This window comes from Desmonostoc muscorum LEGE 12446 (assembly GCF_015207005.2).
GTDB lineage: Bacteria > Cyanobacteriota > Cyanobacteriia > Cyanobacteriales > Nostocaceae > Nostoc > Nostoc muscorum.
Map to the genome: position 1 here is coordinate 2,022,276 of NZ_JADEXS020000001.1, position 15,961 is coordinate 2,038,236.

At 42.4% G+C, this 15,961-nt stretch carries 15 protein-coding genes and 3 pseudogenes; 15 read left to right on the forward strand and 3 right to left on the reverse strand.

The genetic code is table 11. The features are described 5' to 3' along the window. The first annotated feature begins 130 nt into the window (after positions 1 to 130). Complete coding sequence (pbpC, locus tag IQ276_RS08815; protein ID WP_193914213.1) at positions 131 to 2,458, forward strand: penicillin-binding protein 1C; 2,328 nt, start codon at positions 131 to 133, stop codon at positions 2,456 to 2,458. 68 nt (positions 2,459 to 2,526) lie between these two features. After that, complete coding sequence (locus tag IQ276_RS08820) at positions 2,527 to 2,859, forward strand: DUF433 domain-containing protein (RefSeq protein ID WP_193914211.1); 333 nt, start codon at positions 2,527 to 2,529, stop codon at positions 2,857 to 2,859. Positions 2,860 to 2,870: 11 nt separating this feature from the next. Here IQ276_RS08820 and IQ276_RS08825 read toward each other — a convergent pair whose 3' ends face one another. Both IQ276_RS08825 and IQ276_RS08830 read right to left on the reverse strand, forming a co-directional pair. Then, entirely contained in the window at positions 2,871 to 3,731 is an 861-nt protein-coding gene (locus tag IQ276_RS08825; protein WP_193914209.1) for an isocitrate lyase/PEP mutase family protein, read from the reverse strand. Positions 3,732 to 3,819: 88 nt separating this feature from the next. Beyond that, complete coding sequence (locus tag IQ276_RS08830) at positions 3,820 to 4,392, reverse strand: transposase (protein WP_193914207.1); 573 nt, start codon at positions 4,390 to 4,392, stop codon at positions 3,820 to 3,822. A gap of 190 nt (positions 4,393 to 4,582) precedes the next feature. Here IQ276_RS08830 and IQ276_RS08835 point away from each other — a divergent pair, with 190 nt between their 5' ends. The 3 genes and pseudogenes from IQ276_RS08835 to IQ276_RS08845 form a co-directional block, all read left to right on the forward strand. Further along, entirely contained in the window at positions 4,583 to 5,362 is a 780-nt protein-coding gene (locus IQ276_RS08835; RefSeq protein ID WP_193914205.1) for a red chlorophyll catabolite reductase, read from the forward strand. Between the two features lie 174 nt (positions 5,363 to 5,536). Next, a complete protein-coding gene (locus IQ276_RS08840) occupies positions 5,537 to 6,568 on the forward strand; it encodes a nitrilase-related carbon-nitrogen hydrolase (protein WP_235115537.1) in 1,032 nt (343 codons plus the stop codon). A 217-nt stretch (positions 6,569 to 6,785) separates the two neighbouring features. After that, positions 6,786 to 7,724: pseudogene (locus tag IQ276_RS08845) on the forward strand (aldehyde dehydrogenase family protein); the annotation flags it as partial. 6 nt (positions 7,725 to 7,730) lie between these two features. On the opposite strand, the gene IQ276_RS08850 reads toward IQ276_RS08845, so the two are convergent. Beyond that, positions 7,731 to 8,729, reverse strand: a complete 999-nt coding sequence (locus tag IQ276_RS08850; RefSeq protein ID WP_193926121.1) for an IS630 family transposase — start codon at positions 8,727 to 8,729, stop codon at positions 7,731 to 7,733. Between the two features lie 76 nt (positions 8,730 to 8,805). Here IQ276_RS08850 and IQ276_RS08855 point away from each other — a divergent pair. From IQ276_RS08855 to IQ276_RS08900, 10 genes and pseudogenes are all read left to right on the forward strand, one after another. Continuing rightward, positions 8,806 to 9,291 (forward strand): annotated as a pseudogene (locus IQ276_RS08855) (aldehyde dehydrogenase family protein); the annotation flags it as partial. A 294-nt stretch (positions 9,292 to 9,585) separates the two neighbouring features. Beyond that, entirely contained in the window at positions 9,586 to 9,810 is a 225-nt protein-coding gene (locus IQ276_RS08860; protein WP_193921599.1) for a DUF433 domain-containing protein, read from the forward strand. A 285-nt stretch (positions 9,811 to 10,095) separates the two neighbouring features. Continuing rightward, positions 10,096 to 10,476 (forward strand): DUF6632 domain-containing protein, encoded by a 381-nt coding sequence (locus IQ276_RS08865; RefSeq protein ID WP_193921600.1) that lies wholly within the window; start codon positions 10,096 to 10,098, stop codon positions 10,474 to 10,476. Between the two features lie 19 nt (positions 10,477 to 10,495). Continuing rightward, positions 10,496 to 10,645 carry a hypothetical protein gene (locus IQ276_RS08870; protein ID WP_193921602.1) on the forward strand — a complete coding sequence of 50 codons (150 nt, stop codon included), beginning with the start codon at positions 10,496 to 10,498 and terminating at the stop codon, positions 10,643 to 10,645. A 133-nt stretch (positions 10,646 to 10,778) separates the two neighbouring features. Next, positions 10,779 to 13,592: an N-6 DNA methylase gene (locus IQ276_RS08875; RefSeq protein ID WP_235115538.1), complete on the forward strand. Its 2,814-nt coding sequence runs from the start codon at positions 10,779 to 10,781 to the stop codon at positions 13,590 to 13,592. A gap of 15 nt (positions 13,593 to 13,607) precedes the next feature. After that, positions 13,608 to 13,817, forward strand: a complete 210-nt coding sequence (locus IQ276_RS08880) for a hypothetical protein (RefSeq protein WP_193921612.1) — start codon at positions 13,608 to 13,610, stop codon at positions 13,815 to 13,817. A gap of 30 nt (positions 13,818 to 13,847) precedes the next feature. Next, entirely contained in the window at positions 13,848 to 14,087 is a 240-nt protein-coding gene (locus tag IQ276_RS08885; RefSeq protein WP_193921614.1) for a type II toxin-antitoxin system RelN family antitoxin, read from the forward strand. Beyond that, positions 14,080 to 14,454 carry a type II toxin-antitoxin system RelE family toxin gene (locus IQ276_RS08890; protein ID WP_193921616.1) on the forward strand — a complete coding sequence of 125 codons (375 nt, stop codon included), beginning with the start codon at positions 14,080 to 14,082 and terminating at the stop codon, positions 14,452 to 14,454. The genes IQ276_RS08885 and IQ276_RS08890 overlap by 8 nt, the downstream gene beginning before the upstream one ends. 58 nt (positions 14,455 to 14,512) lie before the next feature. Continuing rightward, positions 14,513 to 14,743 (forward strand): annotated as a pseudogene (locus IQ276_RS40675) (hypothetical protein). 296 nt (positions 14,744 to 15,039) lie between these two features. After that, a complete protein-coding gene (locus tag IQ276_RS08900; RefSeq protein ID WP_235115539.1) occupies positions 15,040 to 15,609 on the forward strand; it encodes a hypothetical protein in 570 nt (189 codons plus the stop codon). The last annotated feature ends 352 nt before the right edge of the window (positions 15,610 to 15,961 follow it).

Below are 15,961 nucleotides of genomic sequence, written 5' to 3' on the forward strand. Positions count from 1 at the left end.
GTATTGAATTTACGCGAACATTAATTTACATTTCCTAAGTTATTGCGAATTAATTATTAAGGGTTTGACATATTTGCTGATGTAGATGTAATCGGTGCGTCAGAATTAAGGTAAGTTTTGTTGGGCACTGATGAAACGAATTTTACGATCGCTAACTAAATTTAAGCACACTAAGGTTATCCTGGCTGTGCTGCTAATCTGTCTGCTGGTGCGCTTATTACCTTATTTTGCGCCAATTCGTGCCGCAGATATAGCCCAAAATCAACTAGCAATGCAATTTAGCGATCGCAATAATTTACCATTAGGCACGTTGCTGACTCGCGATCAAGAGCATACATCAGTAATACCCCTAAATCAAGTTTCGCCGCAGTTTATTCAGGCGATTTTAGCGGCTGAAGATGCTAGCTTTTATCAACATGGCGCCTTGGATATGAAAGCAGTCATCCGCGCCACCAAAGAAGCTATCCACGCCAAACGAGTTGTTTCCGGTGCTTCCACTATCACTATGCAGTTGGCGCGGATGTTAGATCCCGTCCCGCGCAACTTCTCAGGTAAAATGCAAGAGATTTGGCTGGCTTGGCGGTTAGTAGCAGGGATGAATAAAGATGAAATTCTCTCTGCATATATTAATCGGCTGCCAATGGGAGGGAATATATATGGTGTAGAAGCTGCGGCGCGGACTTATTTTTCCATCCCAGCCAGTGATTTGAATCTTGCCCAAGCGAGTTTGTTAGCTGCTATTCCTAATAATCCCACTTATTTTAATCCTTACGAACATTGGGAACGACTCAAGCAGCGACAAAAATATGTGCTTAATCGTATGGTACAGGAAGGGTATGTGAGTGAGGCAATGGCAACCCGAACATCCACCGAAAAAGTTGTCTTTCAATCTCGCCCACCGGGAATTATCGCCGCACCACACTTTTTATTTTGGTTAGCAAATCAGTTTGATAAGACGCAAACACAAGAAATTTCTCCGCGTCTCGAAAATTCTGTGATTCGCACAACCATAAATCGTCCTTTACAGCAATTTGTGGAAGCACAGGTACAGCAAGTAATTGCTTCTCTCGCCCCTAACAACGTCCATGATGCAGCGGCGTTGGTAATTGACAACCACAACGGCGAAGTTTTGGCTTATGTCGGTTCACCCGATTATTTTAATGAAGCCAAACTCGGACGCAATGATGGAGTACAGGCGCTACGTCAACCAGGTTCTACCCTCAAGCCTTTTGTCTATGAACTCGCTTTAGAAAAAAATCTCATTCGCCCAAACACCATTTTGGCAGACGTACCCGCCCATTACGCTATTCCCGGCGCGAAACTTTATAGCCCAACAGATTATACCGAAAGTTTTCTAGGCCCGGTACGGGTGCGAATCGCTTTAGCAAATTCTCTCAATGTACCCGCAGTGCGCGTGTTAGAAAAAGTAGGCGTGGAAACTTTTTTACAACGTCTGCATCAACTGGGGTTTGAACACCTCAATCAAACTCCAGAACATTATGGTTTAGGTTTGACTTTGGGTAGTGGCGAAGTCACTCTCTGGGAATTAGCCCGTGCCTACCTAACCATAGCACGACAAGGAGACGCCATTCCTTTAGTAACCACATTTTCCAATTCCCCAATCCAAAATCCAAAATCTAAAATCCAAAATTCGCCGATTTGGCAATTAATCACCAATATCCTCAGTGACAACCATGCTCGTGCAACAGCTTTTGGTGTAGACTCGGTGTTAAATTTACCCTTTGCCGCTGCTGTTAAAACTGGCACTTCTTCTAATTTTCGTGATACTTGGACAGTTGGCTTCACCACAGATTACACCGTCGCTACTTGGGTAGGTAATTTCAATGGCGAACCGATGCGTCAGGTTTCAGGTGTTACAGGTGCAGCACCGTTATGGAATCGAATTATGTTACATCTGCACGAACATCAAGAACCAGCAGCTTTTCCATCTCCAGAAGGTTTAATACAATTACCTGTTTGTGCAATTTCTGGTTTAAAACCAACATCAGATTGTACCTCAGTAGTGCAGGAATATTTCTATCCAGAAGATAAGAATAATTACGAAACTGCAAATAAATTTGATTTGCCGCCAGAGTATGATGAGTGGTTGGCAAAACAACAGCGATCGCATTTAATTTCTCATAATTTGAGAATTTTATCTCCCCATCATGGCGATTTATTTTTGTTGTATCCAGGTGAAGCAGGAAAGCAAAAATTAGAATTCAAATTAGGGGGAAATAAATCGGCATCTGTGGAGTGGTGGTTAAATGGTGAAAAGTTAGATACAAATTCAGCTAATTCTTTATTTTGGAATTTGCGTGCAGGTAATTGGACTTTGGAAGCGAGAAGCGGCGAAATGAGGGATAAGGTAAGTTTTCAGGTGGAGTTAGCTAGTATTAAACCCACGCGTCGAGGATTTTCTATTAGTAATTCTCAGGTAAGGGGAAATCGTCCATAATTATAAGAGAATTCAGAATTCAGAATTCAGAATTCAGAATTCAGAATTAAGCAACAGAGGTAAACATCATGACATTCACACCCACGGAACATAAATATGTAGAACTTGATGAACGTGGTGTACCCATCATCAAAGGTACAACAATGAAAGTTGTTGAATTGGTAACTTCTCGGTTTGCTTATGCTTGGAGTCCTGAAGAGTTACATTTGAACTACCCTCACATTAGTATGAGCGAAATTCATTCTGCACTAGCTTATTACTGGGATCATAAACAAGAAATAGATGCTGATATGGAACGACGCTTCGAGTATGCAGAACGAATGCGAAAGGAAGCAGGAGAATCTCCTTTAGTTGCTAGACTCCGCGCCCAAGGACTCTTGATTCTGAATTCTGAATTCTGAATTCTGAATTCTTATTTAAAATCTTGTTCCATTTGCAAATATTTAGGAACGCCGACGAGTTCTTGAAAATCTTGAAAGTTAACTAAGTTGGGTAAATTAGCTGTGGTTCCTTGTTCTTTGAGATGCCCAAAACAAGTGTTCATTACTTGTGTGACAGCGAGTAAAGCAGTGAGGGGGAAAAATGCAATTTTGAAGCCTAACTTTTGTAATTCAACAGTAGAAAGTTGCGGAGTTCTACCACCTTCAACAATATTAGCTACTAGTGGCACATCTGGGAAAGCAGCAGCGATCGCCTTTAACTCTTCAACAGATTGGGGAGCTTCCACAAATAGTATATCTGCTCCAGCGGCAATGTAAGCTCGACCACGGGCGATCGCTTCTTCTAAACCCAGCGGCGCACGCGCATCAGTGCGAGCAATAATTACTAAACCGCTATCGCCACGCGCTGCTACTGCGGCGCGAATTTTGCCCACATGTTCGGCTTGGGGAATAACTCGCTTCCCTTCAAAGTGTCCGCACTTCTTCGGCCATTCTTGATCTTCCAACAGCACCCCAGCAACACCCAACTGTACAGCATCTTTAATAGTGCGAATCACATTTAAGGCATTACCATAACCTGTGTCCAAATCAGCAATCAGCGGAATATTAATTGATTGAGCAATCCGCCCCACACTATAAAGCATTTCCGTAGCCGTGACAAAACCATAATCTGGTAAACCCAAAACAGAAGCCGCAATTCCAAAGCCACTGGTAGCCACGACTTCAAAACCTTGTTGTTCGGCTAACTTGGCTCCCAAACAATCATAAACACCAGGAATCACGATAATTTCTGGACGCGCTAGTAATTGCCGTAGTTTTTGGCCAGAAGACATAAAATAGATAAAGTAAAAGCATCCCCCTTTTCAGAATACCGTAGGGGCGCACAGCTGTGCGCCCCTACGCCCGCCTACCCGATCAAAATTACCATTTGGAAGGATTTTCCGGATGCAGTTGGTCTTTCATCCAAAGCATTGGATTCACTTGCACATACTCACGAATTTTTTCCAGCGATGATTCATTACGAATAACATGGTCGTAATAATTACGCTGCCAAATTTTTATTCCAGGGGTATTACGGACAAGATTAATACGTTTAGTTGTAGCCGATTTAAATCCAGCAACAAATGATGATAGCAATCGCGGTCTGCGGTGTAACATACCCGTTGGTAGGGGCGCACAGCTGTGCGCCCCTACATCGTGCGCCCCTACAGTTGGTTTTGCAGATTGTTTAATAACCACAATACCGTGTAGGTGATTGGGCATTACAATCCATTCATCGAATTCAAAATCAGGACGAATGTCCAATGTTCGTATCCATTCATCCGCCACCATTTGTCCAAATTGGTTTAATTCCATGATGCCATCTGCGATCGCTCCAAACAAACATTCTCTTTGATGGGTGCAAATGGTAACAAAATAGGCTCCAACTTGAGAATAATCATATCCCTGCAATCGAATTGAGCGCCGATGATGTTTTTCAGGATTATATTTCATGCAATTTGTGATGGTATCCTAACTATCAACTTGCCCAATTGCTCTGCAATAATTACATGTCACACCACGGTCAAAAATTTTTGCAACACATCGCCTGTAGGGGCGCACAGCTGTCCGCCCCTACCGTGTGGATTCTGACAATAAATCTAGGCAAGTGTCAAACTCTATACAAAACCAACAAACTCCAATCATGACTCAGCAACCAACCAATCTAGACAATAAAGCTGTATTTGAGCAGTTGTGGGAAATTACAAAAGAACTCCGCCAAAAATTGGAGGCTCGTTTTGAGTTAAATCCAGATCCTTCTGTAGAAGATTTACAGCAATACAGCAGTCTTGATGGCAATATCAACGGTTCCCTGAGCGCATTTTCAGGAACAGAAATTGATTGGCTAGTGCATTCATGGTTAGGAAACCCCGAAAAATCCAAGTTTAGCACCATGCGTCTCACTACTTGGTTAGCGTCGCATATCCAGGTTCCCCATTTGGCCTTTGAGTTTGGCACACTTCCAAATGCAGATATTTTATTTTATATAGATTACATTCCTCGAACTGAGCTTTTAACGGATTTGGCATATCTCGATCGCTATTATGAACCAGTTAACCAAGCATTTTTGCAGTTGCAAGAAGATGCGCGGCTAAAGGCATTTACCAGCAAAAGCGTCTATGTTCGCCTGTTTCAATCCCCTGTTAATTTCTGCTACACCGGCGCACCTACTTCTGATACACTCGAAATCACTCGCGCAGTTGCACACGAAACCCTAGAACGCTGGCTAACGTGGATAAACACAGCTGAACCTATATCAGAAGATTCACGGACAACTTTAGCAATTCGTGACTTATTGCTACGCCGAACCGCTGCTGAACGCGATCCAGGTAATAAATTTGCCGCCCAACTTTTTGGCACCCAATTAACAGATAAACTAATACGATCGCTCTGGGGTGGCGACAGAATAATTCGTAATGCGTAATTCGTAATTCGTAATTATTAGTCCATACCTAAAGGTAGTTGCTCTGAATAATGATAATTTTTGATTTTTTAATTAAAAAATTAAAGAGCTTCTACCCTCAATGAATCAAGATTAAAAATTTAATTACGAATTACGAATTACGAATTACGAATTAGTTCTTTATTATGACTCCCCATGCCCAATCCAGAATCATACCGTGCCTTAGCGCTGCAAGTTACCTGTCATGCAGTCAACCAAGCAAGCGATTGCCAGGAAACGCGATCGCTCATGCTAAACTCCATCAATCGCCTAGCCTCACAAATTGCAGCTAGTATTGCTTTCATTGGTTTTGATTGTCGTTTAATTGTCCTGCCAGAATATTTTCTCACTGGTTTTCCTATGGGAGATTCTCTCGGAGGATGGGCAGAAAAAGCCTGTGTGGAAATGGCTGGTGCTGAATATGAAGCACTAGGAAAAATTGCCCAAAAGCATAAAATATTTTTGGCTGGTAACGCCTACGAAGTTGACCCCAACTTTCCTGGACTATACTTCCAAACCTGCTTTATACTTGACCCCTCTGGCTCAATTATCTTACGCTATCGGCGGTTAAATTCTTTATTTGCTCCCACTCCCCATGACGTTTGGGATAAATATCTTGATTGCTATGGTTTAGAAGGAGTATTCCCCGTTGCTAAAACTGAGATTGGTAATTTGGCAGCTTTAGCATCAGAAGAAATTTTGTATCCAGAAGTCGCGCGGTGTCTAGCCATGCGAGGAGCAGAGATTTTTGTCCATTCCACCTCAGAAGTGTATAACAAAAACCTCACACCCAAAGACGCGGCAAAAATTTCTCGCGCCGTAGAAAATCTCGCGTATGTCGTATCAGCTAATACCGCCGGCATCGCTAATATTGCTATCCCCATTGCTTCCGCTGATGGTGGTTCCAAAATCATCGATCATCGCGGAATAGTCCTAGCAGAGACAGGTGCAGGCGAAAGCATGGCAGCATTCGCCGAGATAGATTTAGCAGCATTACGCCGCGATCGCCGCCGACCAGGGTTAAATAATTTACTCGCCCGCCAACGATTTGAACTCTACGCCGAAAGTTATCGCCAGTCACACTTTTACCCCGCTAATACTATGCTGGATAAAGAAGTAGACCGCAAACACTTCCTCCAAACACAGCAAGCCACTATTGAACGATTAGCGAAGCTGGGGATAATTTGAATTAGGCATGGGGCATGGGGGGATGAGGGAGATGAGGGGGATGAGGGAGATGAGGGGGATGAGGGAGATGGGGAGATGAGGGAGATGGGGAGATGGGGAGAAAATTTTACTCCTAACTCCTAAGTTTTAACTCCTAACTCCTAACTCCTAACTCCTAACTCCCAACTCCTAACTCCCAACTCCCAACTCCCAACTCCCAACTCCCAACTCCCAACTCATGACAAAACCAATAGAAGTCCGCAACCCCCGAACTGGCAAATATGATTACGTAATTATCCCGCCGCCTCCCAGGTTGTTGGTACAGCAATGTAAGCGCACGCGTCGGGCGCAGGTTCATTGGCAACAACTGGGTATCGAGGGGAGAATTGAAGCTTTACAACAGTGGAAAGAAGCGATATTATCTGAACGCGATCGCTTAACGGAAGCTTTGGTAAATGATACAGGCAGATTATCAACTTCAGTATTAGAAATCGATTCCTTCTTTTCTAGCATTGACCGTTGGTGTAAGTTAGCACCGGAATTGCTGCAAGAATCTGCAAAAAACACAGCAATTCCCTTCATTGCCTTGCAACAAACATCAGTACCTTATCCCTTAGTTGGCATCATTAGCCCGTGGAATTTCCCCCTATTGCTATCTACCATTGATACCATTCCCGCATTGTTGGCGGGTTGTGCTGTAATCGTCAAACCCAGCGAAATCGCTCCCCGCTTCCTAGCACCGCTAATTACAGCACTCAACGCCGTGCCCAAATTGCGCGATGTCTTAACTTTTGTTGAAGGAGCAGGAGAAACCGGAGCTGCTTTAATTGAAAATGTAGATTTGGTATGCTTTACAGGCAGTGTGGCAACAGGACGAAAAGTCGCCCAAGCAGCTGCGAAACAATTTATTCCAGCTTGTTTGGAATTAGGGGGAAAAGATCCCGCGATCGTTTTAGAATCAGCCGACTTAGAATTAGCAACCTCAGCCATATTGTGGGGTTCCGTCGTCAACGCCGGACAATCATGCTTATCAATTGAGCGAATTTACGTTGCCGAATCCATATTTGAAAAATTTTACCATCTACTATTAGCAAAAGCCCATCGGCTGAAGCTAGCTTATCCCACAGTTGAAAGTGGAGAAATTGGCCCCATCATTGCCGAAAGACAAGCAGCAATTAAGTAGCTAAACAAAATTAATTACATAGTTTTTACCAAATTCTCGGAGAATATTTTCGACAGATGCGACAAAGGTTTGCCAATTTTTGTAAGCATCTATTTCGAGCCATTGATACTTAATAAACCGCCACAAAATTTCAATCAAATTTAGCTCTGGTGAATAGGAAGGTAATTGAAAGATGGTAATGCCACGTTCTTGCCATTCTTCAACTTTATCAATAATCATATCACTGGTATGAATAGAGGATTGATCAACAACAATTACCGTCGGTTTATCTACTTGGGGAAAGAAAGTATCAATGCAAGCAATAATCACATCTGAATTGATACTTTGAAAAGAGACATAAGCTTCAAGGTGATTATTTCGATTCATGATTCCTAAAACATTTAGGCGCGCACTACGGCGACTAGTAATAGTTAAGTACTCTCCGATATCTTGCCATCCATAAGGAACAGAAGGAATTAAACAAAATCCGGTTTCGTCTAAGTAATATAAGTTAATTTTACCTTCGTCTTCTAATCGTTTAAACTCTGTTAACTGTGCAGATTTTTCCTTGTATTCTATAGGATCTGGCTCTCCTCCAACATCTCGTCGCATTCGATGCCAAGTCATATAAAAATTTCTTAATATTCTTTTAATAGTTTCAGTGCTAACTTCAATATCCCATTCTGATTTAATTTTTTGTAGCGTCTTTTTTAATTGTCTTGGTTCAAGTTTCGCCCACTCTCTAATTTTTGCTTCTTGTTCTGGTTTAAATATTCGTTTTCTACCTCTTCCTAGTTTATTATAAAGTCCAACCATCCCTGATGATTCCCAACGATTTATCCAGTTATAGATAGTCTTATAACTAACATTAAATATTTTCATTAATTCTTGTAACTCTACTCCTTGATTAGCTAAAATTAAGAAATGTGCTCTTTGGCGCACCTGATGATATCTGCTTTGGCGATATATTCGCTCCAGTAGTTTCAAAGAAAGAGGATTGATTTCTCTCAAAAAAATCATTTTAACTCTAATTATTATCCAAAATATTCTGAGAGTATATTATATATTCATTTGTGTAATTAATTTTGTTTAATTACTTATTAGCGATCATCTTTTAGATGCAGTGGAAAAAGGAGCAATAATTCACTGCGGCGGTGTAGTTGAAGACTTAGGAGGCGGTTGGTGGTGTCGTCCCACAGTGCTTACTCAAGTCAATCATTCCATGAAAGTGATGACCGAAGAAACTTTCGGTCCCATTATGCCAGTCATGGCTTTTGCCAAAGTTGAGGAAGCAGTATCTTTAGCAAACGATTCAATTTATGGACTGAGTGCTGCGGTATTTGCCGAATCAGAAGCAGAAGCCTTAGAAGTTGCCCAGTATATAGATGCAGGTGCCATCAGTATCAACGATGCTGCACTCACCGCCATCATGCACGAGGGAGAGAAAAACGCCTTCAAATTCTCCGGACTGGGAGGGTCACGCATGGGTGCAGCAGCCCTGAAACGGTTCATGCGAAAAAAAGCTTTTTTGATTAAAACCAACGCAAGTAATGACCCTTGGTGGTTTGGCAATGGGGAGTGAGCAATGCCATTATTACCGAATTTTAGATTTTAAATTTTGGATAATGGAATTGAAGATTCTTGCATCCAAAATTTAAAAAGGATCGGTTGCCATGATTGTGGGATTTAAAGAAGACGCGATGAATCGCGTCTCTACAATAGCGGCTATAAAAAAACGATCGCATTTTCATCCTGTTCAAAATATCTGTTTCATAAAAGGCGATCGCGTCAATGCTTCAATACTCAGATAAGCTCCACCAAGTATGGGTAGGTTAAGATTAATGTAAAAACTGGCAGCCATTTGGTTGAACTTGTTATGGCGTTAACACCCCGTATTGTTCACAGCGACCCTGATATTCTGGGGGGAACTCCTGTTTTTGTGGGAACTCGTGTACCAATGAGAACTCTACTTGATTATCTTGAATCTGGCGATTCATTGGATGTGTTTCTAGATCATTTCCCTAGTGTTAGTCGTGAACAGGGGATCGCAGCCCTTGAATTAGCAAAAGAAATGCTAACAGCCTATGCGAATCCTGCTTGATGAATGTACTCCACGACCTTTAAAGCCACATCACCCGCTTAAAATCCACCGCAGACTTAAAAGCGGCTTCTACACAGACGGCGTAACGAGCAATAAGTAGGTATCATTTACCGTAAATGATGCCCATTGGTTTGCAGACGATTCAGTGTTGGATCAACTTTAAACCAAGAGGAACATCAAGATTCCTAACACTCCTAAGTTGAAGTGTCACTAGTGAGAATAGTATTAGAAATAGGCATTCCATTAGTAGAAACTACCCGAGAAAAATAGTGTGAGGTTGGAGTAATGGATGAGCAGCATCGGTACTTGCGAATCGCCCTTGTTGTTGTTGGAATTGCTTTTCTCCTGGTCTATCCGTTGATGAAGGTCTGGTCATCGGGCTGGTCATGGCAACCAGGTCAATATGAATACGAACAGATGATCGTGGGTGTTTATGCGACGCTCGGTATCTTTTTACTATGGGCTTCTCGAAAACCAGAAGCGCATCTGAGTTTAATCTGGTTCACCGTTTGGTCGAGTTTTGTCCACGGACTGATCATGGCGGTACACGCAGTGATTGATCCTGCGGAACGTGGACACCTGTTCGGCGATATTCCAGCATTGATCTTGGTAGCAATTGTCCTTGGTTTCCTAGCATCACGCGAAGTAGCGCCAGTGCATGAATGAGCGCGGCATAACAAATTAAATGCAGTGGATAGAGTTATCTGCCTCCAGTCAACTTCATCGCTATACTACGGTGAATGATGCTTATTGCTTTGCCATCGCACTCTTGAGAAGATGCGATCGCATCAATGCTTCAATTTGGCACTTCCCATGTCTTTATTCAAAGTATTAAGAAAACCTATAGGTCGATTTCTACAATAGCGTTACACTCTATAACGGACTAAGCCTTTATGTAGATCCTGTAGCGCCTGATGAACCTAGCCGATATCCTCAAAGACTCAAACTACAAACTGTCGCAGTTTACTGTGGCGGAAATTGAGCAGTTAGAGCAGAGCATTACTCTGAAAGCAACCAAAAGTGGCGAAGTGCCTTATATCGTTTGTTTGGTGCGTCAGAAGGCAATTAAGCTGACGCCAGAGGAAGCAATTCGGCAGCTATATTTACAGGTTTTGAATAAACGCCTCTACTATCCTCTCAATCGCATTCAAGTTGAGTATGGGGTGAACTTTGGGCGGGAGGTGAAACGGGCGGACATTGTGGTGATGGACAAAGATCGTCCGAACACAGTCTACATGATTGTAGAGCTAAAGAAGCCAAAGTTAAAGGATGGCAAAGATCAGCTTCGCTCTTACTGCAATGCTACGGGTGCGCCGATCGCAATTTGGACGAATGGCGATCAAATTTCCTACTACCAGCGCAAAGATCCCAATTATTTTGAAGATATCCCCAGTTTGCCCAACGCTAATCAAACCCTGGCAGATATTCTTCAGATCAAGTTCACCCTGGAAGACTTGATTGCCAATGACAAATTGATGAAGGAGAATAAATCCCTCAAGACGTTGATCGAAGAAATGGAAGACGAGGTGCTGGCGAATGCTGGGGTAGATGTATTTGAGGAACTGTTTAAGCTGATTTTTACGAAGCTCTATGATGAGTGGTATTCTGGGCAGGGCAACCGCCGTAAAACCCGTTCTCTAGAGTTTCGTAATACGGGACAAACAGAAGCGGCACTCAAAAGCAAGATTCAGGATTTGTTTGATGGGGCAAAGAAAAAGTGGGAAGGGGTGTTTAGTGAAGATGCTAAAATTAGCCTCACGCCTTCGCACCTGTCGGTCTGTGTGTCGTCGTTGGAGAATGTGAAACTGTTTAACTCCAATCTGGATGTAATCGATGAAGCCTTTGAGTATTTGATTAACCAGAGCAGTAAGGGAGATAAAGGGCAATATTTCACGCCGCGCTATGTGATTGATATGTGCGTAAAAATGCTCAATCCCCAAGAAGATGAGTACATGATCGATACGGCGGCGGGGTCATCTGGGTTTCCGGTGCATACGATTTTTCATGTGTGGCGGCAGATTTTGGCGGATGAGGGGTTGCAGGCAAGTCATTTGTTTTCGTTGGAAGATAAGCCACCCCGTTGTAGTGAATATGTAGAAGAGAAGGTGTTTGCCATCGACTTTGATGAGAAGGCGGTGCGGGTGGCGCGGACGCTAAACCTAATTGCGGGGGATGGGCAGACAAATGTATTGCACTTGAACACGCTGGACTATGAACTGTGGAATGAAGTAACGGAACAAGAAGAATGGGATAACGTTTATAATGCTGGGTTCAAACGGCTAAAACGGTTGCGACCGAAAGGGAATAAGGATTTTCGAGAGTTTCAGTTTGATGTGTTGATGGCGAATCCGCCCTTTGCCGGAGATATCAAAGAACCGCGGATGATTGCCCGCTATGATTTGGCAAAGAAGCCCGATGGTAAGTGGCAAACCAAGGTGGGGCGCGATATTTTGTTTATTGAGCGCAATTTGGACTTTTTGAAACCGGGGGGTAGAATGGCGATCGTGTTGCCCCAAGGACGGTTTAACAATTCATCTGATAAGAATATTCGAGATTTCATTGCGGAACGCTGCCGGATTTTGGCGGTGGTGGGGCTGCATGGTAATACGTTTAAGCCGCACACGGGTACAAAGACTTCGGTGCTGTTTGTGCAGAAGTGGAATGATGACCCGAAGGCGGGCGCACTCTGCCCACGACAAGATGACTACAACATCTTTTTTGCGACGATGCGGAAATCGGGGAAGGATAATTCTGGGGATAAAATCTGGCGCAAAATTTCATTTTCTACCTCACCGCCTGATGACGAACTGGGCGAATTGATGCCGCCTTCTCCGATGCAGCGAATGGTGGGGGTGGAGGGCGATTTTTTGCAAGATGTTCACGGTCATTTAGTGGTGGATCATGATTTGTATAACCACGAAGGACTGACGGAAGACGGCATTGCGGAAGCGTTTATTGAGTTTGCCAAAAAGGAGAAGCTCAGTTTTTTTGAATTTAGGCCATCTGTTGCGCCGTTTGATGCTGTGAGGTATCAACAGTTAATGAATGGGCTGGAAGTAATTGAGGCTAAATTTTGTGATACTCAAGCAGAGAAAGTACATAGATTGGAAGCAGAATTTTACATTGCAAAAACAGGTAAATTTAATCAATTTTTGAGTGGGGGAGAAGTTATTGATTTTGTTCAATATGGCACTTCTAAAGACTTGAATGAAAATTGCATAGGCTATCCAGTATTACGACTCAATGAGTTTGAAAGTAATTTTATAGGAACTCCAGCTAAATACTGCCATCTTATTGATGAAGCTACATTTCAATCTTTGAAACTTAGAAAAGGCGATGTGGTGATATGCAGAACAAATGGTAATCCAAAGCTTGTTGGCAAAAGCGCATTAGTTCCAAAAGATACTAATTTTGCTTTTGCCTCTTACGTATTTCGTGTGCGGCCAAAAAAACATCTGATAAGTTCTGAAGTTTTAACAGTTTTTCTTAATTCTCAATATGGAAGACAGGAAATTGAGAAATACTCTATGACGGGAAACCAGACAAATTTTAGCCCTGCCAAGTTTAGAGAAATCCAAGTTCCTCATTTTCTTGATGCTTTTCAGAAGATTATTAACGAGTTAGTTGAAGCCTCTTATCAAAAGCGGGAGCAATCCAAGCTACTGCTAGAAATTGCTAAAACAGGAGTAGAAAGAGCGATTGAAACTGATGAAGCGACAGCAACGGCTTGGATCAATCAGCAGCTTGAAGCGTTAGGAATCAATCTATCGAACCCAAACTAACCTAATGGAGGCACAATGTCTGAGATTACTATAAATCCAGAGCAACTTAAGGAAATCTTCAAAAGCGCGATCGTCGAATTAATTCGTGACAATCGAAAAGAAGTCTCTGAATTTCTGACAGAAATTATTGAAGACGTGGCAATGGAGCAAGCGATCGCTGAAGGTGAAACAACTGAACTGGTTAGCCGTGAGTCCATCTTTCAACTTTTGGAGCCGAAAGCGTGAAAGTCGAGTTTAGGAAATTTTGGAGTAGCAATGAAAGCAGTTAAAGTCATGGCAACGATTAATGAGCAAGGACAACTAACCTTAGATCATCCTCTCATAACAGATAAAAACAGCCGCGTAGAAGTTATTATTCTAATTCCAGAAGAGGAAGTTTTAAACGATCAATCTCAAGCAGAAGTCTTAGCAGATTTCCGGCAAGCTTGGCACGAAGCCATGACTGGGCAAACTATCCCGGTGGCTCAACTTTGGGAAGGGCTGGAAAATGACTGATCAGCCTTTCATTCAAGTTGAAGCTTCGCCAACGTTCAACCGAAATCTACGCACTCTTGCCAAGAAGTATCGCAGTATTCGGAATGATATACAACCCGTCATCGAACAACTTGAGCAGGGAGAGTTGCTAGGAGATAAAATACCTGGGGTTGGTTATGCGCTCTTCAAGTTAAGAGTCCGAAATAGTGACATTCAAAAAGGTAAAAGTGGTGGCTATCGTCTGATTTACTACGTCAAGACAGCAATGGGAATTATTTTGCTGACTGTTTATGCAAAATCTGAACAAGTCGATATTGCCGCAGATGACATTCAGAGCATAATTACAGAATATGAGCAACGGGCGATTGAAGATAAAGAGGATATCTAAACAAGAGCCACCGAACCTCCTTACAACGTCCAAATTCCAACCGAAAGATAGTAAAGCGATGCAAGCCAAACTCCAAGAGCAACTTTCCCCCAATGATGCCGAAGTTATTTTAGGATGCTTACCTGAACGAATTCGCGCTGCTCTAATTGCTCGTGCTACTGAAATTGAATATCCAATCGAAGCAGTTATTGAGATGGCGTTCACGTAGTGTCTCTGAAAGAGAATCGCAAGTTTTCTCGACACAGAGGCATTGAGTTTTGCAGATTGCAAGCCAGGGCGTGGACAATGAAGAGAGCAGGGGGAGCAGGGGAAGCAGGGGGAGCAGGGGGATTAAACTAAGCCACCCACAAGGGGTGGGGTTTCTACCTACCTTGAGATACAAGGATTTATTCGCACCACTTGCGGGCGAGGTTTTGAACCTTTACTTTTTTCATAAAAGCGTCAACTTGCAGTAATTGCAAAATCAAGCATTGTAAAGAACTTGTTGAGATTAATCAGAAAGTAATTTAATTGTCAGAACAGAAATGACAAAACCATATAAATATTATTTTATCCATCAAGCTGGAAGTTTTTGGATATAAAGATATGGGTACAACCTTACTGCTTTCTGAATTTTTAGTAACTGGCTTGATCGCGCTCCTTTCAATTTTTTTTACTGTCCTTTCATTCTTCAATATCTATGATATATCTACCTGGGTTCAGAGTAATAATCTTGACAAATCTATTCCCCTAATAGTATTCATTATACTCCCTTTGTCTTATATTTTGGGAGCATGTTTGTATCGTTTTCTGTCTCCAGATACTTGGAGTGTTTTTATAAAATTTTTCTTTGAAAATCATTGTGTCGATAGGAAAGAAGATAAGAAGTTAATCTTGATATATCAAAACGGCTCAGACAATTTAGTCAAGAGAGTTGAGTATATACAAAATTTAAATAGATTATTCAGAAATTCATTGCTTATTACTCCATTGTTCGGAATAAGTTTTACGTGCTGGATCACCAAAGGCTGGGTAACCAATTGGAAAGCTGGAGTCCTTTCAGTGATGATTTGCCTTGTTGTCTTTTGTCTATCTGCTATTAACTGGTTAGGAACGACACGTGAATTAAGTTACACGTTAGATAGAGCAACAAGTCTTTTAACGGAAGTCAAGTAGTCAAAATACAATTTGATGCGTGATTTTGAGGTTTATGCCAGTGGTGGCTAACAATACGCTAGCAAGTACTGAAGAACCATAATTATAGCGATTCTCGTTTAGATGCAATACGCTGTAGGGGCGCACAGCTGTGCGCCCCTACGAACGGGCGTGTTTATCTTCTAAAGAATTTACGCCAGCGCCAGCGATGATTAAAGCCGTTTTTCGATAACCCTCCCCAATCCCCAATCCCCAATCCCCAATCCCCAATCCCCAATCCCCAATCCCCAATCCCCAATCCCCAATCCCCAATCCCCAATCCCCAATAATATGCGAACATAATTAAGTCGTAGCTGACCACCTACACTGAGGT